Origin of the sequence: Haloferula sp. BvORR071 (genome assembly GCF_000739615.1) — a bacterium.
Classification (GTDB): domain Bacteria; phylum Verrucomicrobiota; class Verrucomicrobiia; order Verrucomicrobiales; family Akkermansiaceae; genus Haloferula.
In genome coordinates, this window is record NZ_BATP01000039.1 from 224113 (window position 1) to 242006 (window position 17894).

A 17894-nucleotide genomic window follows, 5' to 3' on the forward strand; every position below is an offset into this window, starting at 1 on the left:
ACGGGGAGAATCATGTCACGATTCGTGGTAATTCCTGCGCTTTTGATCGGCGGCGGCTGTTTGGCAGCTGAACGCCCGGTCTCCTTTGCCTTCGAGGTCCGGCCGATCCTTTCCGACCGCTGTTTCGGTTGCCACGGGCCGGATGCGAACAAGGGCAGGGAAGGCGGGCTGCGCCTCGATACCCCCGAGGGCGCGAGCGCCAAGCTGGAGAGCGGCGCGCGGGCGATCGTGCCCGGCGATCTCAAGGCGAGCGCGATGGTCGCCCGGATCCGTTCGCACGATCCGGAGCAGATCATGCCGCCGGCCAAGCTCAACCGGCCGCTGACGGATGCCGAGCGGGACATTCTGGTCCGCTGGATCGCGCAAGGCGCGGTCTACGAACCGCATTGGGCTTTCGTTACGCCGAAGCAGCACGAGCTGCCCGCGGTGAAGAATGCCGGCTGGTGCAAGGACGACATCGACCGCTTTGTCCTCGGGAAGCTCGAGGACGAGAAGCTGGCCCCGAATCCCGAGGCGGATCGCGCGACCCTACTGCGCCGGGTTTCGCTCACGCTGAATGGCCTGCCGCCCTCGCCGGAGCAAATCCAGGCCTTTATCGCGGATACCTCACCGGACGCCTATGAGAAGCAGGTGGATGCCTTGCTGGCCTCGCCGCGCTATGGCGAGCGCTTGGCGCAGGACTGGCTGGATGTTTCGCGCTTCGCCGACACCTACGGCTACCAATCGGATCTGGAGTGCTTCGTCTGGCCTTGGCGCGACTGGGTGATCAACGCCTTCAACTCGAACCTCTCCTACGATCAGTTCGCGACTTGGCAGATTGCCGGCGACCTGCTGCCGGACGCCACCCAGGACCAGAAGCTGGCGACGATGTTCAACCGTCTGCATCGGCAGACCCAGGAGGGCGGCTCGATCGAGGCCGAGTTCCGCCAGGAGAATGTCTCGGACCGCGTCCACACCTTCGGCACGGCATTTCTGGGGCTGACCTTGGAGTGTGCGAAGTGCCACGATCACAAGTATGACCCGCTGCCGCAGAAGGACTACTACAGCATGGCGTCGATGTTCGGGCAGATCGATGAATGCGGGCTCTATCCCTTCTCGATCTCGACTAGCGCGCCGGAGCCTTCGATGCACTTGCAGAAGCCGGAACATGGGCCGGAGATCGCAAAGCGCCGCGCGGTGCTTGAGGCTGCGGAGAAACAGCTCCGCGAGTTGCCCGCCAGCCGCGAAGCCGCGTTCGAGACTTGGCTGGCTGCGACTTCTACGATCGCCCTGCCGCCGCGTGCCGGGCAGTACCCGCTCGATGCCGCCAGCCCGCTCGCGAATCTCGTGCCGGATGGCAAGCCGGCCAAGGAGTCCGGCGGGCACTTGAAGCCGGTGCCGGGAGACGCGGTGGAGTTCGATGGCGATACCGTGCTGCAACTCGATGGGATTTCCGGCGTGACCCGCCATGATCCGCTCACGGTTTCACTGCGCGTGTTCAGCCCGGATGTGAAGGACCGCGCGGTGATCCTGCACAGCGGTCCGGAGATGTATTCGCAGGCGGCGGATGCCTCGGGCTTCGAGTTGCTCTTGGAGAAGGGCAAGCTGCGCTGGAGCTGCATCCACCTGTGGCCGGGCTGCGCGGCATCGATCGAAGCCAGCGAGCCGTTCCCGGTCGGCAAGTGGGTGCAGGTCACGGTGACCTACGACGGCTCTTCGCGCGCCGCCGGGCTCAAGATGTATTTCGATGGTAAGCTGGCGACGACCGCGGTGGTCACCGACCAACTCGATAAGCCGATCGCCAAGGATGTCTTCCGCCTCGGTGCCCGGCCACGCGATGACCGCGGCTTCGCCCAAGGACAGATCGATGAGATATCCGTCTTCCGTGATGAACTGGTCCCGGTGGAGGTCGCTTCTCTTTTCGGCTCACCGCTTGAGGCTGCCTTGCAAGCGGCCAAGGCCGGTGACGTTACCGTCAAAGCCGGGATCCGCGAGTACTACCTCAAGCACGTCGATCCCGAGATGATCGCGGCGCGCGCGGCGGTATTGGCCGCGACGAAGAACCTCTACGACAACTACATCGATCACATCCCGCTGATCATGGTGATGCACGAGAGCCCGGTGCCGAAGCAGTTCTACGTGCTGACCCGCGGTGACTACGCCTCGCCCGATCTGACGAAGCCAGTGCAGCCCTCGCCGCCGACTGCGGTGATGCCTTTCCCCGCCGATGCCCCGCACAACCGCCTGGGCCTCGCTCGGTGGATGACCGATCCCGCGAACCCGCTGGTGTCCCGTGTCGCAGTGAACCGCTTCTGGATGATGTGCTTCGGCAGTGGCATCGTGCCGACCCAGGAGAACTTCGGCCTGCAGGGCGATGCGCCGAGCCACCCCGAGTTGCTCGATACCTTGTCGCACGACTTCGTGGCCTCCGGCTGGGACGTGAAGAAGCTGCTCAAGCGCATGGTGACGAGCGCGACCTTCCGCCAAGCCTCGTCTAACAGCCCGGAAAAACTCGAGCGCGATCCGGCGAATCGTTTGCTGGCGCACGGCCCGGCCTACCGCTTGTCGGGCGAAGCGATCCGCGACCAGGCGCTCTTCGCGGCGGGCCTGCTGGTGGAGAAGGTCGGCGGCCCGAGTGCGAAGCCCTGGCAACCGGCGGGAGTCTGGTCGGAAGCCGGAGCCTCCGGTGGCGACTACACTCCGGACAAGGGGGACGGGCTCTATCGCCGCAGCCTCTACACCTACCGCAAGCGCACCGCGCCGCCGCCCTCGCTGATCACTCTGGATGCTGGCAGTCGCGAGATTTGCCAAGCGCGGCGGCTCACCACCAACACCCCCCTGCAGCCGCTGATTTTCCTGAACGACATGAGCTTCTTCGACTGTGCCCGCAAACTGGCGGAGCGCTGCGTGAAGGATGTCCCGGGCGAGGATGCCGCGAAGCAGTGCGAGCGCGCCTTCGTCATTCTAACAGGCCGGCCACCACGGCCCGCCGAGCGGGAGGCGATCGACGAACTCCATGCCTCCCAAAAGGCGGAGTACGAAAAGGACCTGCCCGCCGCGGCCAAGGTCTGCGGCAAGGAAGATCCTTCGCTCGCCGCACTCGCCATCGTTTGCTCCACCTTGCTCACCTCGGACGCCGCCATCACCAACCGCTAAGCGCCATGAAGCCGATTCGTCCCAGCTACGATCAATTGATGGGCCTGACCCGCCGCCACTTCCTCGGCAGCACCGGCCTCGGCCTCGGGGCTATGGCCTTGTCGAATCTGTTAGGCACCGGCTCCGCCGCGGCTTCGACGGGTGGCATTCTTGGCGCGCCCCATCATTTCGCCAAGGTCAAGCGGGTCATCTACCTCTTCCAGGCGGGCGGTCCCTCGCACCTGGAGACCTTCGACTACAAGCCTCTGCTGCGGCAGGGGCATGGCAAGGCGCTGCCGAAAGAGGTGATCGGCAATCAGCGCCTGTCGACGATGAGCGGCAACCAGAGCATCCTGCCGATGGCTGGCTCCTTCGCCGACTTCTCCAAGCACGGCCGCAGCGGGATGGAGATCTGCGACACGCTGCCCTTCACCCAGAAAATCGCCGATGAGCTCTGCGTGATCCGCACCATGCACACCGAGGCGATCAACCACGATCCCGCGATCACCTTCTTCTGCTCCGGCAACCAGATCCCGGGGCGCCCATCGATGGGAGCCTGGGCCTCCTACGGTCTGGGCAGCCTCAATGACAATCTGCCCGCCTTCATCGTGCTGGTGTCCAAGAACGCCAGCCGCGACCAGCCGCTCTACACCCGCCTGTGGGGCTCCGGCTTCCTGCCGAGCGAACACCAGGGCGTGCAATTCCGCTCGGGCAAGGAGCCAGTGCTCTACCTGACCAATCCTGAAGGCGTCTCGCCGCACATCCGGCGCGGAATGTTGGACGCCTTGGGCAGGCTCAACCGCGACCAGGCTGCGCATGAGCTCGACCCGGAGATCGATGCCCGCATTGCGCAGGCGGAGATGGCCTTTCGCATGCAGACCAGCGTGCCGGATGCCACCGATCTCTCGGATGAATCCGCGGAAACCTTCGACCTCTACGGGCCCGACTCGCGGACGCCCGGCACCTACGCCGCGAACTGCCTGCTCGCCCGCCGCCTGATCGAGCGCGACGTCCGCTTCGTGCAGCTTTTCCACCAGGGCTGGGACCAGCACGGTGACGTGGTGGGCGGCATCACCCGCCAGTGCAAGCAGACTGACCAGGCCTCCGCGGCGCTGGTCATGGACCTCAAGCGCCGCGGCCTGCTGGAGGACACCCTGGTGGTCTGGGGCGGGGAGTTCGGCCGCACCGCCTACTGCCAGGGGAAAATGAGCGGCAACAACTACGGCCGCGATCATCACCCGCGCTGCTTCAGCATTTGGCTTGCCGGGGCAGGGGTGAAGGCCGGATTCACCCACGGCACCACCGACGACTACGGTTACAACATTGTGGATGGCGGCGTGCACGTGCACGACCTGCACGCCACAATGCTCCACCTGATGGGGATCGAGCACGAGAAGCTGGTCTACAAGTTCCAGGGCCGCTACTTCCGCCTGACCGACGTGGCCGGGACCGTGGTCAAGCCCCTGCTGACCTGAGCTGAGCGGGCGCATTTCGCCGGAATTTCACGCGCCCTTCGCCGCCGCTTCCGGCTTGCGCCGGATGCTGGCTGCGCAAATGATGGCAGCCGTGGAAAACGTGAAGGATGATCTTCCCGATCGCTTCGGGGCGATGCTGGTGAAGGAGCTGCGGCAGAACATGCGCCGCGGAAGCTTCGTCTATCCCTTCATCGGGATCCACCTTTTCGCCATCGTGGCGCTGCTGATCGAGTTCCAGGGGGACGGCGGCTACCCGTATGAGAAATACACGGGGATGCTGAACGTGGCCCTGCTGTGGGAGTCGGGCCCTTTCTGGAAGGTGGTCACCGTGATCTGCGCGATCATCATGCCGCTGGGCGGTCTCGTCCTGATGGGGCAGGAGCTGGACGAGGGCAACCACGAGCTGCTGCTGCTGACCAAGCTGAGTCGCTGGAAGGTGGTGCGCGGCAAGTTCATCACGCTCTTCGGCCTCTCTCTGCTGACCTTCATCTCGCTGCTGCCCTATGTGATCGTGCGCTACAATGTCGGCGCGATCGAAGTGATCCGCGAGATGGCATGCTCCGCCAGTGTGGTGGGGATTGCCGCAATGATGTGCGCGGGGGCGATCGGTGCCTCGTCCTTCAGGGGCCTCTTGGCGCGGATCGGTGTGATGGCGCTGTTCATCGGTTCCGCTGCCCTCGGCTGCGGGATTCCGATCGCCGGAGCTGGCGGGGTGACCTCAGGTGCTGGCCTCTTTTTCAATCTCAACGCGCTTGCGGGCACAATCTGCTACGTGACCCTCGGGCTCTCACTGGCGCGCTCGCGGCTGCGTCTGGTGGTCCATGCCTACGAGGTGAAGCCCAGCTACATGGTGGTGGGCTTGCTGGTCTTCACGCCCTTCGTGGTGGGCATGGCCACCGCGATGACTGCGCTGCACGCCGGCTTCGTCGGCCTGATCGGCATGACCTTGGTGGCGATCTATGCGGATGCCACACCGAAGGCTCCCGCCTGGGTGAAGCCGCCGGCCCCGAATGTGCCGCCGCCAGCCCCACCGCCGATGCAGGACGCCTCGGCGTGACGCTTCCTCGGGCTAGGACGATTGCGACGTGATTCCCTACTAGCGGGAAATCCGTCCGCGAATCATGGTGGAAGGGATGAGTTCCAAAACCCTCGCGCTTCTGCCGCTCCTCCTGGCCGGGCCCGCCATGGCGGAATCCTTTCCTGTCACCATCCGTGTCGACGCCGCGCGGCCGGCTGGCGAACTCAAGCCGATCTGGCGCTTCTTCGGCGCGGACGAGCCGAACTACACCTACATGAAGCACGGCAGCGAGCTGCTCGGGCATCTCGGTGAGATGAAGCCGAAGGAAGTTTTCTTCCGCACGCACAGCCTGCTGGTGACCGGCGATGGCACTCCGGCTCTCAAGTGGGGCTCGACCAATGCCTATACCGAAGATGCCCAAGGCAACCCGGTCTATGACTGGACCATCGTCGACCGCATTTTCGACGCCGGACTGACCCGCGGCGTGCGGCCCTACGTGCAGATCGGCTTCATGCCGGAGGCACTGTCCGTGAAGCCGGAACCTTACCGTCACCACTGGACGCCCAAGGCGAAGTACGACGAGATCTACACCGGCTGGGCCTATCCCCCGAAGGACTGGGCGAAGTGGGAAGAGCTGGTCTATCAATGGGCGAAGCACTCGGCCGAGAAATACGGCAAGGAAGAGGTGCTGAACTGGTACTGGGAAACCTGGAACGAACCGAACATCGGCTACTGGCGCGGCAGCCGGGAGGAGTTCTTCAAGCTGCACGACCACGCGGTGCGCGCGGTGCGGCGGGCGATCCCCGGGGCCAAGGTCGGTGGACCCGATCTTGCGGGCGGTGCCGGTGGCGATTTCCTGAAGGCCTTCCTGGATCACACCTCGAAGGGCAAGAACCTGGCGAGCGGTGAGACTGGCACGCCTACGGACTTCATTTCCTTCCACGCCAAGGGCCAGCCGAAGGATGTGGATGGCCGGGTGCAGATGGGCATCTCGAATCAGCTCCGCGATATCGATGCCGCTTTCTCGGTGATCGCGCGCTACCCGGAATACAAGAGCACGCCGATCGTGATCGGGGAGTCCGACCCGGAAGGCTGCGCGGCCTGCCAAGGTCCGAACCTTGCCTACCGCAATGGCACGATGTACTCCAGCTACACTGCGGCCGTCTTCCCGCGGAAGCTCGACCTTGCGGACAAGCACGGCGTGAATCTCGAAGGCGCGGTCACCTGGGCCTTCGAGTTCGAGGATCAGCCCTACTTCGCCGGCTTCCGTTCGCTTGCGACCAATGGCATCGACAAGCCGGTGCTGAATGTCTTCCGGATGTTTTCGAAAATGGAAGGCATGCGCTTGCCCGTGGAGAGCGATGGCGCGGTATCCCTGCCGGATATGCTGCGCTCCGGCGTGCGCGGCAAGCCCGACGTCTCCGCGCTCGCGGCGATGAAGGGCAAGAAGATGACCGTGCTGGTCTGGCACTATCACGATGACGATCTGCGCGGCCCGGATGCCGAGGTCCGCCTCGATCTCGTCGGCGCGCCGAAAGGCCTGCCAACCATCAAGCGCTACCTCGTCGACGAGACGCATTCGAACTCCTTCACCGCCTGGCAGGCCATGGGCTCACCCCAGCAACCCACCGCCGACCAGATCGCGCAACTGGAAGAGGCCTGCAAGCTCGCCGAGATCAAGGAGGAGCCGCGCTACGTGGAAGAAGGGGATCATTCCCTCGCTCTCGTCACCCTCCCGCGCCAAGGCGTGACCCTGCTGGAGCTGGAGTGGAAGTGACAAAATTCAAGAGCCCCCGAAGGATCGGCCGGGAGACAGCCCAGCTAAGCAAGCGATAGCGTGCAGCCTTAGGCCCGTTCACGATTCAAAAGCCCCGAAGGGGCGGCCGGGAGACAGCCCAGGGTAAGCAAGCGATAGCGCGCGCAACCCTGGGTTCGTTCACGACTCAAAAGCCCCGAAGGGGCGGCCAGGAGACAGCCCAGGGTAAGCAAGCGATAGCGCGCGCAACCCTGGGTTCGTTCACGAAGAAAGATACGCCTCCTGAAGGGAGGCCGGGAGCTCGCGCCTCACCCCCGCAACCTGAACTCCTCCACCACTCGTCCCTCTAACAAGTGCTCCGTCACCACCCGCTCTAGCACCTCCGGCGTGCAAGAGTGGTACCACACCCCATCCGGATAAACCACGGCAATGGGCCCGCGCACGCACACGCGCAAGCAATCCGCCTTCGTCCTCAAGATCAACGGCCCGCCTTGCCCCAGTTCCCCCAAGCGCTTCTTCAGAAACTCCCACGACACCAGGCCCACCGCGGGATCGCAGCACTTCGGCTTGCTGGCATCCGCGCAGAGGAAGATGTGCTTCTCCCCGCGGCCTACTCCTGCGGCCCGTGCGGCGGCTTCCAGTTCTGCATCGTTGCCCATGCGCGGGGCATCGATCCAGATGTGATCCGCCAAGTCGAGCAATGCCTGTGAGGAATCGGATTGATTTCTGCGGGCGTGAGGGCGTCATGTTGATGGCCTCTTACCATTCGTGAGTCGACTGCCGGTGCCGCTTGATGCGGGCACCGGCCGGGGCCCTGCCTGCTGTTTGAGCAGCCGGGCCAAGTGCTGATCCGCTGCCTCCTTCCAGGCTGTCGGGTCGCCTTGTGCCATTTCGACTCCTTGTGTTTCCATGACCTCTCGCGCATTTCGTGCGGGCTCAGACGCGTCTGTCTTCGCCACCATCATCGCTGGCAAGCCATGGACCGCGTCTGCGATCCGCAACCCCTACTTCCGGCGTGCTTGCCGGGCCCTCAACCGTACCTTCCGCCTCAGCAACCCGCTGGCGGATCTCTTCCGGCCTTGGTGCCAGAGCCTGCTTCCGATCATCGCGGAGCGTAGCCGCCTGTTCTCGGAACCTCATCCGCTTCAGAACCAGATTGTCCCTGCGCTGGTCCGCCTGTGCGGATACTCCCGCTCATGGCTGTACGATCCGGAAGACTGGCATCCATCACCGGACGATGATCCCGTGACCCAGTGGCGCGGCCTCTTGCGCCATCTCTTCGCCGAATGGCCGATCCCCCAATTCCTCGATTCGGTCTGGCTCTTGCCGGGCTGTATCCTCATCCCTGAGCGCAGGTGGTACCTGCACGTCGGCAAGGGCAAGAGCCTGCGCACGGCGGAGAAGATGCCACAGGCCATCACCCGCCGGGCCCTGCACCATGCCATGCAGGCTCCGGAGCACCTCGATATCCACCAGGCGCTGCGCTGGGGCCAACTCCACTCATGGAGCGCCAGCGCGGACCTCGTGGCAGAGGTGCTGCAAAGCCGGATGGTGAAGGACCTCGGCCACGGGGAAGAGTGGTCTCGTTTGTTAGAGAAAGTATCCGCGGATCCCGCCTTTGATCCCCGCGACTTCGGAATGATCTCGGATCTGATCCGCGAACTGCTCGCCCGATCCCGGACGAATCACGTGAATATCCTGCTGAACTTGCCCTTGTCCGAGCTCAGGGATCACTGCCACCGCCACTGGAAAAAGATCTACGATTACGCGCGCGCTTGCGGCATTCCCTTCCGTCATGCGGACATGCGCCATGCCGGCTTGCGCGCGGAATTGAACCACATCGGCACCGCCAGATGGTCACCCATGGACGAAGTCGCTTCCTTCGAGATCCTCCGCGTGAGCCCGGCTGGCACGCCTTCCCGCTGGACCATCTCGGAGCAGTGCTCGCATGTCCGTCTCCTGACAGAGGCGGCTTACATGCGGCACTGTGTCGGGCGCTATTGGCGGCGCTGCTCCAAGGGAAACTCGGCGGTCTTCAGCCTGTCCCAGTATCCCCTCGAGATGGAGCCTGGCAGAATGATTCCGCGTCTCACGATCGAGGTGCACCCGGCCACACGCCGGGTGGTGCAGGTGCGCGGTCGCTGGAATCGTCCTCCGGATCCCTTCGAGCGTAACCTGATCCGTATCTGGGCGGAGCGCAACCAACTCAAGGTCGCGGTCTAGCGTGAGTCATGTGGCCGTCTTCACACGGAGCCCTGTGAAGACGGCATCCCATGAACTCTTCAAGCTGCATCGCTGCGCCATCCCAGCTCCAGCGACTTGCCGGTCTCCAGCAGCGACTTCAGGCTGCTGAGGATCGCGGGCCAGCCGAGGGAAACGCCCTCGCGGATCTTGCTGACTTCGGGGAAGTCTTCATGGATCACCGTGAGCTGGACCGCATCACCCTGGGGGAAGGTGCCTGTGCCGAGGCGCTCAATCTTGAAGCTCACCTTGGAGGGCGGCTCCTCGGTACGATGATCGGTGGTGAAGACGACTTCCTGCTCAGGGATGCTCTTCAAGATCCTGCCCTGCCAATCGAGTTCACCCTGCGGCGAGCGGCTTTCAATCACCTCTCCTTCCTTCCAGGTGGAAGTGAGGCTGTGGCCGAACCAATACTGCCGGATGAACTCCGGATCCGTCAGCGCCTGCCACAGCTTGGCAGGCGTGGTTCGGATCAGGGTGACATAGACAAGCTTGGGCGCATTCATGCCGTGGCGGTTTTGCAGGTGCTCGGCTGCTGGGTGACCGTGCCGGTCTCCAGCAAGGACTTGATGCCCTCCACGATCTTCGGCCAACCGTTCTTCACGCGGTCGCGGATCGGGCTGACTTCCTGGAATTCATCGTGGGTGATGGTGAGCTGCACCATGCCCGCGGCCTGCGGATCGATCTTGAAGGTGACGCGCGAGGGCGGCTCCTCCGCGAGGTGATCGAAGCTGAAGACGACTTCGCTTTCCGGCACGCTCTTCAGGATCGTGCCCTTCCATTCGAGTTGGCCTTCATCGCTCAGGCCTTCGATCGGATCGCCCTCCTTCCAGGTGGAGTGGTTCTCGCTGCCGAACCAATACTGGCGGATGAATTCGTTGTTGGTGAGGGCTTCCCACAGCTTCGCGGGAGTGGTGCGGATCTGGCTGACGTAGACGAGTTTCGGGGCGCTCATGGTGCTTGATGGTCTTGTTCGAGGTTGCGTTTTAATTCGGCTAAGGCGTCGAGTCGCTGCACTTCGAATTTCCCGATCCAGCGAACCCCGATCTCATGGATCGGCACTGGATTGAGGTAATGCAGCTTCTCCCGGCCGCGGCGCACCGTGGCGACGAGGTTCGCCCCCTCGAGGATCCCGAGGTGCTTCGTCACCGCCTGGCGCGTCATGTCGAGCCCGTCGCACAGCTCGCCGAGCGTCTGTCCGTTGCGGGCATGGAGCCGGTCCAGCAAGGCCCGCCGGCTTTCGTCCGCCAGAGCTTTGAAGACTTCGTCCATCTGGGGTGATAATAGGCAACCAAATGGTTGCATGTCAATCGGCAATTTTGCACCGCCCGGGGGTCTCCCGCTTCTTCGTCCCAACGGGACGGTTCATAATAGCCCGGCACGAGGAACGAAGTGCCGGGTATGGCCGCCCCATGAATCGCGCCCCAACGGGATGCCTCCCGCTTCTTCGTCCCAACGGGACGGCTCATAATAGCCCGGCACGAGGAACGAAGTGCCGGGTATGGCCGCCCCACGGATCGCGTCCCAACGGGACGCCTCATGCTGGGGGCGTTTTGTGAATCGCCAGATCTTCCCGTCCCTCGGCTACTCTGCAGCGACCGGAAAATCTGACCGAGCCCCGATTTTCGCCCGCCATTTCTCGAGCATCCGCAGCATCGATTCATCCGTCGTCAATTCCGGCAATTCATCCAGTGTCACCCAGCGCAAATCATGCGACTCTTCGCTTACGGTATATGCCGTACTTCCCGTCGCATGCAGCACGTAGCGGATGTCGTAGTGCCAATGCTCCGGCACCCCCTTGCGCTCCGGAATCCGGTGGATATCCAGGTCGAAGATCCGCGAATCCGGCATCTCAAAATCCTCAAGCCCGGACTCCTCCCGTGCCTCCTTCAGCGCCACCGCCAATACATCCGGATCGCCGTCAGCATGCCCGCCGAGCTGCAGCCAGCAATCCAGCTTGCGGTGATGGGTCAGCAGCACCTTCACGCCGCTGTCATCCACGATCCACGCCGAGCCCGTCACATGCCCTTCCAACAGCGATCGCTCGAAGCAATCCGGACAACGCTCCACGAAGGCGATGAAGCGGTCAACGGTCTCCAGTTCAGACAGATGGGATCCGCGATAAACGGCGAGCTGGTCAAGCAGCGGCTGGCGATGCATGCCGGGAAGCTGGCGGGAGCGAGCGGAAAGGCAAGGATACGCCCCGAAACTGACGGAGCTTGTCAGGGTTACCGGGCTGGCTCGGCAGTCCCCGTGGTCCAGCACTCAAGGCGGGTGGCCTCCCCGTAGTTGGGTCTCGATTCGGCCTCCATGCCGAGCCACTTTTTTCCGCCCGGGAGCGAATACATCTCCCTGAGCCAACTCGATGAGAGCTTGAAGGAGCAAGCTGGATTGCCGGAGTCGACGCTGAAGAGAGACAATCGACGTGTCCCCGAGCGCGCTGGTAAATTTTATTTCAGGCAAGTTAACGAATGATTCACCCGCGATCCGCCCTCAATGCAGACAACCGGGAAGAGGCTTTACAAAAAGCCCCGAGTTAAATTTAATCATGATATCAAGATAATATGGATCCCCGTGCTAAAGCGATTTTGCCCCAGTGTCGTCAATTGATAGGCCAGGCGGATCACCGGCCTGCCGCCTGCGACGGGAAGCAGCTTTATCCCAAGCAAGACCATCGTTGGTATGCGGAGCAGCAGCAGGCCTTTGAAGACGCGGGTTGTCACTTGTTAGGGGACTACCATTTCGTTGGCAGCACCCCGACCGCGAGCGACCAGATGCGCTGTTTCATCCGGGCGCTCCTGACGCCGGATGGACTCGCCGGAATTGCCGTTTATCACACCAAGCCACCTCTCTGGCAGAAGCTTCTCTTGCTCCTTTTCACGGGCCAGTGGCGGCTCTCCAAGGTTAGGGAGTGCCAGAGCTTCTTCTCGGACGGTACCAGTGTCACCACCACCATCGTTGCGCCGTCCTCGCTGCTGGATACGCCGCCTCACGAGAGCCGGCTCTTTGTGCCGCCGCAGACTTCGGTGGCAGACCAACTCGAAGCACACCGTCGTCACGTGGAAGACTGGTGCTCCCGAAGTGCCGGTCGTACGCCGCGCCGCATGGAATCACTGGAAGAACTCTATACGGCTGAATTCAACCTGCAGAGGGTTACGCAAGGCTTCCGGAAAAAGCATGGTGGCATGACCGTTCCCGAAATCGCCCGCATGGCCAATTGCAGCAAGGCGGACGCGGAGATCATCCAAGCGGACCTGATTGTCGCCTTGCAGGCCGGTTAGGCTACTTCTTCTCCGCCCCCAGCTCCTTGATCCCTTCCTTCGCCGCTTCCTTCAATTCATCGTCCGCCTCCAGCTCCAGCACCTTCTTGTAGGACGCCAGCGCCTCCTTGTCCTGCTTCGCCCCACGCTGCGCTTCGGCCAGATTCAGCAGGATCAGCGCGTCCTTCGGCGCCTTGGAGTTCGCCAGCTTCAGCAAGCGCAGCACCTCGGCACTGTCGTCCTTGGCATCGGCCAGCGCCGCGAGGATGTTGTAGGCAAACGGGTGCTCCGGATAAGCGGCGATGGTGGCCTCGCAGAGCTGCTTGCAGAGCTTCTCGCTCTCGGGATTGCCTTCTTCCAGCAGCGGCGCGCTGTAGCCTTGGATCGACTCGGGCACCATCGTGGCCGCTGGCTCCGGCAGCGCCTTGTCATCGCTCCACTTCAAGTCCGCGGCCTGCTCCTTGCTGACCTTGAGAACCGCCAGCAGGGTCTCCACCGCGGCCGCTTCTTGCCCGGTCTTGACTTGCACCTGTGCCAGGCCGAAGCCGATATCCAGCCGCTGTGGGAAGCGCTTGAAGCCCTCCGCCGTCAGATCGCGCGCCTTCTTGCGCAGGCTCGGATCGACATCGGCATTGGTGCTGATGCTGCCGACTTCATCGCCGGTCTTCGGATCGCGGATCGAGGGCTCGCCCTTGTTCGCGGGCTTGGTTGAAAGGTTCGGCTGCTCGGCGAAGCGCCACCAATAGTTCGAGGCCAGCGCATAGTAGTTCGGATTGGCCGCTTGGGCCGTCTCCGATTCAGCAAGGAACTTCACCATCGCCTCGTGGTCGCCCGCCTCGCGGAGCTTCTGGAACTTGTCGGAAAATTCGTCGGCACGTGCCGCGAAGGGCAGGGCGATCAAGGCGAGCAGCAGGGACAGCCGATTCATGGCGCGCACCTTAGCACCGGCTTCCTGGAAAAGGAAAGGGCCGCTGGTCGGGTTTGAGGTGATTGTTGCGGACGAATTCGTTCGATGGAAGGCGACGAACCCATCCCGATGATCCACCCTGCATGGGCTTCCTCCTCCCTGCCTTTCTCCTGTTCGAATTCTGCCTTTCTCCACCACCCCGGGAATTCCGTCTCCTAGCGGGACAAGATCGGCTCAGTGGCCCGCGGGCTCAGGGAGATACTGCCACGCTTTTGTGTGAGACCGCGCGGGAGATCCGGGTAGATCGTCCCATGCACTTTCTCCTCGCAGCCATGGCCACAGTTCTGGCAGTGACGATGTCCTCCGGCATCGCCGCCCCGAATATCGTCTACATTCTCGCCGATGACATGGGCTACGGCGACCCCCACTACATGGGCGGCAAGGTGCCTACACCGCACATCGACCGCCTGGCAGCCGAAGGCATGCGCTTCACGGACTCGCACACCTCATCCTCCGTCTGCACGCCCACCCGCTACAGCATCTTGACCGGTCGCTACAACTGGCGCTCCACGCTCAAGCAAGCGGTGCTGCCCGGCAATGGCGAGCCGCTCATCAAGGAAGGCCGGACCACCGTCGCCAATCTGCTCAAGGACGCCGGCTACCGCACCGCCATCATCGGCAAGTGGCACCTCGGCCTCCGCTGGGGCAAGCTCGACAAGGCCCGCACCGCGGAAAGCGGCCCCACCGAAGGCGAAGGCTGGAAACTCGACTACAGACAGCCCGTCAAGCGCGGCCCGCTCACACTCGGCTTCGACCAGAGCTTCATCATCTCCGCCTCCCTGGACATGGCACCCTTCGTCTACCTGCGCAATGACAAGCCCACCGCCATCCCCACCGTCACCAAGACCTGGCTGCGCCCCGGCCCCGCGGCCAAGGACTTCGAAGCCGAAAACTGCCTCCCCGACTTCGCCTCTGAGGCCCGCAACTTCATCAAGAGTGCCGCGGCGGACAAGGAGAAGCCCTTCTTCCTCTACCTCCCTCTAACAAGCCCGCACACGCCAGTCGTTCCCACCGCGCAGTGGAAAGGCAAATCCGGCATCGGCAGCTACGGCGACTTCCTCATGGAGACCGATTGGGTCGTAGGCGAAGTCCTCGCCGAACTTGATGCCGCCGGCATCGCGAAGGACACCTTGCTCATCTTCACCTCGGACAATGGCTTCGCGCCGGCGGCAAAACTCGCCGACCAGCTCAAGCACGGCCACAAGCCGCTAGGCGACCTGCGCGGCACCAAGGCCGACATCTGGGAAGGCGGCCACCGCACGCCCTTCATCGTCCGCTGGCCCGGCCAGGTGAAGCCCGCCAGCACCTGCGCCACCACCATCTGCACCACCGACTTCTTCGCCACCGCAGCCGACGTCCTCGGCAAGGCCTCCTCCATCCCCGCGGACACCGCCGAGGACAGCTTCTCCCTCATGCCCCTCCTCAAGGGCGAGCCCACCTACTCCCGCCCCTTCACCATCCACCACTCCATCAACGGCTCCTTCGCCATCCGCCAGGGCGATTGGAAGCTCTGCCTCTGCCCGGATTCAGGCGGCTGGTCTGATCCCAAGCCCGACTCTCCCGCCGCCGCCGAGGCCTATCCCGTCCAACTCTACAACCTCAAGGACGATCCCGCCGAGTCCAAGAACCTCGCCGACAAGGAACTCGATCGCGTCAAGGAAATGGCCAGCACCCTCGCCAAGGCCATCCGCGATGGCCGCACCACTCCCGGCAGCCCACAGACCAACGACGGCAAGCCAATCGAATTCCCCAAGCGTGTGAAGGAACTCCTGCCCTTGCTGGCCGAGTAGCAGGGGAGGGGAGCATTTCCCCTTTGATCCCGGCCCAATCTCCCGGAGTCTAGGGCCATGCCGGCCAGCGGCACGACCGATCCCATCCCCCTGAGCCGCGAGCCCGAATCCTTGGGCCCGGATCTGCGCCGTGCCCTGCGCGGCGTGGTGGCCTTCATGTTGCCGCTGCTGTTCTCGCTGCACAGCGGCGTCCGCTTCGATCCCGTCTTCGCCTGCATTGCAGCGCACACCATCTCGCTGGTCGATGTCCGTGGCGCCTACTCACTGCGCTTCGGGCTACTGCTGGCCATGAGCCTGATCCTCGCGGCGGCCACCGCACTCGGAATCGCGGGTGCCTATAGCCTTCCGCTGGCCCTGGCGGGCACCTTGGCCATGGCCGTGGCGGGTGGGCTCTGGCGTCACCTGAGTAGCGACTACGGGCCGGGTCTCGCAGTCTCCACCGGCCTGATGTTCCTCGTCTCCCTCTCGCTGCATGTCCCGCAGGCAGGTGCGATTCATCCAGCCTTGGGTACCCTCGCCGGGGGCCTTTTCGGAGTGCTGCTCCAAGTCATCGGCTGGCCCTTCCACCCGCAGCATCCTCTTCGCCGCACTGTGGCAGAGAGCTGGCTCTCCCTTGCCACCTTGCTGGATGCCATGCTGCCAGAAGGCAAGGACCGCGCGGAGCGGATCACCGCAAAGCAAGCCGAGTTCCGCGCTACCATGAACCAAACCCTGGCCCTCCTTGCTCCCGAAGCCAGGCGCAAGGGCTCCTGGCAGCAGCGCCTCGAGCTGTTGAACCTCGCCGCCGCTCGCTTTGCCGTCCGCATCATTGCCTTCAACACCGCATTGGAAGCCGCGATGGCGCGACCGACTTTCTCACCCTTGGTGCCATCCTTTGCACCGCTGCTCGACTCACTCTCGAATACCTCGCGCACCGTGGCCCTCGCCGTCGTCTCGCGGCAGCCCTCCCATCTCGCGGCCTTCGAAGTCAGGCTCACGCGCTTGGAGAATCTCCTCGAAGTCCTGCGCTCCAGCTTGGAAGCGCATCCCGATGACGCCGCTGTGACCGGTCAGCTGGACGATATGCTGCGGCAGCTCGGTGAGCAGCTTCAGCTCGTCCACGAAGCACTGCTGGCCACCCTCGATTGTGCCGGCCAGCACGGGGCCTTCTCGCTGGAACTCGCCGACCTCCACTCGCTCGCCCTGCGACCTCTCGCCGCATCGCTCAACCTCAGCCGCAAGGTCGATCCCGCGCTCATTCGCTACACCGCCCGCATCGCCATCCTGGTGTCCATCGGCGTGGTGATCTTCAAGTGGCTCCAGATCCCGCACGGCTACTGGCTGCCTTTCTCCATGATGGTCGTCCTCCAGCCCGACTACGGCTCGACCCGCAAGCGCGCCGCGGAGCGCATGCTCGGCACCGTGGCCGGCGGCGTCATCGCCAGCAGCCTCCTCTGGCTGCATCCACCGCTGTGGGTTCTCCTCTCTGCCGCCGCCCTCACCATCGCGGCCTTCTCCTATTGGGTGAAGCGCGCCTACGGCATCGCCGTGATCTTCATCACCCTGAATGTCGTCCTCCTGTTAGAAGCTCACCAGCCCGTCACCCTCGCCGTCACCGCCGAGCGCCTCGGCTGCACCCTTGCCGGCGGCTTCCTCGCCCTCGCCGCAGCCTGGATCTTCTGGCCGGTTTGGGAACGCCAGCGCTTCCCCGCGATCATGGCTCAGGCACTCGCGGCCAATGCCGCCTACCTCAAGGAAGTGCTCCAGCGCCTCAAGCAGGGAATCGTCTTGGACGAATCACTCCTCATGCTTCGCCGTGCCGCCGAGTCCGCGAACAGCGAGGTCTTCTCCTCCCTGCGCCGCATGAATGCCGATCCCCGCAGCCGCCGCGACGGCCTCGAAAGCGCCGCCGCGCTCGCCAATGGCAACCAGCGCGTCACCAACGCCCTCTCCGTCGTCACCCTCCATCTCAACGACCAGCATAGCCGCCACCCCGAGATCTTGGACGAACTCCAGTCACTCGGCGCAGCCAGCTTCAAAGCCCTGCAAGGCCCAGCCACCCCGCAATCGTTGGAGAATATTCTAACAGAACTGGAAGCCGTCTCCCTCCCGCAGATCGATCCCGATCACCGCGACCCCTCCCGCTTCCGCGAACCGTGGGTCTTCCCCCAACTCTCGCGCATCCTCACCGAGATGAGCGCGATGATGCTAGCTGCCACACAGGAGCGCTGAGATCTGGAAGGCCCACGAATCGGTGTGATCACCAGGCTTCACTCGCATCTCTCTTAACGCCG

14 protein-coding genes are annotated in these 17894 nt (G+C 63.7%); 8 read left to right on the top strand and 6 right to left on the bottom strand.

Annotated elements, in window-relative coordinates:
- Positions 1 to 12: 12 nt before the first annotated feature.
- The 4 genes from BV071_RS21750 to BV071_RS21765 all read left to right on the top strand — a co-directional run bounded on the left by BV071_RS21750 (position 13) and on the right by BV071_RS21765 (position 7384).
- Positions 13 to 3135: a DUF1553 domain-containing protein gene (locus BV071_RS21750; RefSeq protein WP_075090975.1), complete on the top strand. Its 3123-nt coding sequence runs from the start codon at positions 13 to 15 to the stop codon at positions 3133 to 3135.
- A 5-nt stretch (positions 3136 to 3140) separates the two neighbouring features.
- Positions 3141 to 4589 (top strand): DUF1501 domain-containing protein, encoded by a 1449-nt coding sequence (locus BV071_RS21755; protein WP_035611745.1) that lies wholly within the window; start codon positions 3141 to 3143, stop codon positions 4587 to 4589.
- A gap of 79 nt (positions 4590 to 4668) precedes the next feature.
- Positions 4669 to 5646 (top strand): hypothetical protein, encoded by a 978-nt coding sequence (locus BV071_RS21760; RefSeq protein WP_265594729.1) that lies wholly within the window; start codon positions 4669 to 4671, stop codon positions 5644 to 5646.
- A gap of 76 nt (positions 5647 to 5722) precedes the next feature.
- Complete coding sequence (locus tag BV071_RS21765) at positions 5723 to 7384, top strand: beta-xylosidase (RefSeq protein WP_081886157.1); 1662 nt, start codon at positions 5723 to 5725, stop codon at positions 7382 to 7384.
- A 287-nt stretch (positions 7385 to 7671) separates the two neighbouring features.
- Here BV071_RS21765 and BV071_RS21770 read toward each other — a convergent pair whose 3' ends face one another.
- On the bottom strand, positions 7672 to 8022 hold the full coding sequence (locus BV071_RS21770; protein ID WP_035611912.1) for a ferredoxin: 351 nt from the start codon (positions 8020 to 8022) through the stop codon (positions 7672 to 7674).
- A gap of 250 nt (positions 8023 to 8272) precedes the next feature.
- On the opposite strand from BV071_RS21770, the gene BV071_RS21775 reads away from it, so the two are divergent.
- Positions 8273 to 9586, top strand: a complete 1314-nt coding sequence (locus BV071_RS21775; protein WP_035611751.1) for a PcfJ domain-containing protein — start codon at positions 8273 to 8275, stop codon at positions 9584 to 9586.
- A 59-nt stretch (positions 9587 to 9645) separates the two neighbouring features.
- Here BV071_RS21775 and BV071_RS21780 read toward each other — a convergent pair whose 3' ends face one another.
- From BV071_RS21780 to BV071_RS21795, 4 genes are all read right to left on the bottom strand, one after another.
- On the bottom strand, positions 9646 to 10110 hold the full coding sequence (locus tag BV071_RS21780; protein ID WP_035611753.1) for an SRPBCC family protein: 465 nt from the start codon (positions 10108 to 10110) through the stop codon (positions 9646 to 9648).
- On the bottom strand, positions 10107 to 10559 hold the full coding sequence (locus BV071_RS21785) for an SRPBCC domain-containing protein (protein ID WP_052573714.1): 453 nt from the start codon (positions 10557 to 10559) through the stop codon (positions 10107 to 10109). Before BV071_RS21785 ends, BV071_RS21780 begins: the two co-directional genes overlap by 4 nt.
- Entirely contained in the window at positions 10556 to 10876 is a 321-nt protein-coding gene (locus BV071_RS21790) for a metalloregulator ArsR/SmtB family transcription factor (RefSeq protein ID WP_035611755.1), read from the bottom strand. The genes BV071_RS21785 and BV071_RS21790 overlap by 4 nt, the downstream gene beginning before the upstream one ends.
- 312 nt (positions 10877 to 11188) lie before the next feature.
- On the bottom strand, positions 11189 to 11764 hold the full coding sequence (locus BV071_RS21795; protein WP_052573715.1) for an NUDIX hydrolase: 576 nt from the start codon (positions 11762 to 11764) through the stop codon (positions 11189 to 11191).
- 404 nt (positions 11765 to 12168) lie between these two features.
- Here BV071_RS21795 and BV071_RS21800 point away from each other — a divergent pair, with 404 nt between their 5' ends.
- Positions 12169 to 12885 (top strand): hypothetical protein, encoded by a 717-nt coding sequence (locus tag BV071_RS21800; protein WP_035611757.1) that lies wholly within the window; start codon positions 12169 to 12171, stop codon positions 12883 to 12885.
- Between the two features lies 1 nt (position 12886).
- Here BV071_RS21800 and BV071_RS21805 read toward each other — a convergent pair whose 3' ends face one another.
- Positions 12887 to 13792 carry a hypothetical protein gene (locus BV071_RS21805; RefSeq protein WP_035611759.1) on the bottom strand — a complete coding sequence of 302 codons (906 nt, stop codon included), beginning with the start codon at positions 13790 to 13792 and terminating at the stop codon, positions 12887 to 12889.
- A 290-nt stretch (positions 13793 to 14082) separates the two neighbouring features.
- Here BV071_RS21805 and BV071_RS21810 point away from each other — a divergent pair, with 290 nt between their 5' ends.
- Complete coding sequence (locus BV071_RS21810) at positions 14083 to 15621, top strand: arylsulfatase (protein WP_081886148.1); 1539 nt, start codon at positions 14083 to 14085, stop codon at positions 15619 to 15621.
- Positions 15622 to 15678: 57 nt separating this feature from the next.
- Positions 15679 to 17832 (top strand): FUSC family protein, encoded by a 2154-nt coding sequence (locus BV071_RS21815; protein WP_052573716.1) that lies wholly within the window; start codon positions 15679 to 15681, stop codon positions 17830 to 17832.
- Positions 17833 to 17894 lie beyond the last annotated feature (62 nt).

Bases quoted from the DNA above. Each gene is read 5' to 3' on its own strand.
- BV071_RS21805 (WP_035611759.1), bottom strand. From the start codon at position 13,792: ATGAATCGGCTGTCCCTGCTGCTCGCCTTGATCGCCCTGCCCTTCGCG.
- BV071_RS21815 (WP_052573716.1), top strand. From the start codon at position 15,679: ATGCCGGCCAGCGGCACGACCGATCCCATCCCCCTGAGCCGCGAGCCC.
- BV071_RS21810 (WP_081886148.1), top strand. From the start codon at position 14,083: ATGCACTTTCTCCTCGCAGCCATGGCCACAGTTCTGGCAGTGACGATG.
- BV071_RS21795 (WP_052573715.1), bottom strand. From the start codon at position 11,764: ATGCATCGCCAGCCGCTGCTTGACCAGCTCGCCGTTTATCGCGGATCC.
- BV071_RS21785 (WP_052573714.1), bottom strand. From the start codon at position 10,559: ATGAGCGCCCCGAAACTCGTCTACGTCAGCCAGATCCGCACCACTCCC.
- BV071_RS21775 (WP_035611751.1), top strand. From the start codon at position 8,273: ATGACCTCTCGCGCATTTCGTGCGGGCTCAGACGCGTCTGTCTTCGCC.
- BV071_RS21750 (WP_075090975.1), top strand. From the start codon at position 13: ATGTCACGATTCGTGGTAATTCCTGCGCTTTTGATCGGCGGCGGCTGT.
- BV071_RS21760 (WP_265594729.1), top strand. From the start codon at position 4,669: ATGATGGCAGCCGTGGAAAACGTGAAGGATGATCTTCCCGATCGCTTC.
- BV071_RS21765 (WP_081886157.1), top strand. From the start codon at position 5,723: ATGAGTTCCAAAACCCTCGCGCTTCTGCCGCTCCTCCTGGCCGGGCCC.
- BV071_RS21755 (WP_035611745.1), top strand. From the start codon at position 3,141: ATGAAGCCGATTCGTCCCAGCTACGATCAATTGATGGGCCTGACCCGC.
- BV071_RS21790 (WP_035611755.1), bottom strand. From the start codon at position 10,876: ATGGACGAAGTCTTCAAAGCTCTGGCGGACGAAAGCCGGCGGGCCTTG.
- BV071_RS21770 (WP_035611912.1), bottom strand. From the start codon at position 8,022: ATGGGCAACGATGCAGAACTGGAAGCCGCCGCACGGGCCGCAGGAGTA.
- BV071_RS21800 (WP_035611757.1), top strand. From the start codon at position 12,169: ATGGATCCCCGTGCTAAAGCGATTTTGCCCCAGTGTCGTCAATTGATA.
- BV071_RS21780 (WP_035611753.1), bottom strand. From the start codon at position 10,110: ATGAATGCGCCCAAGCTTGTCTATGTCACCCTGATCCGAACCACGCCT.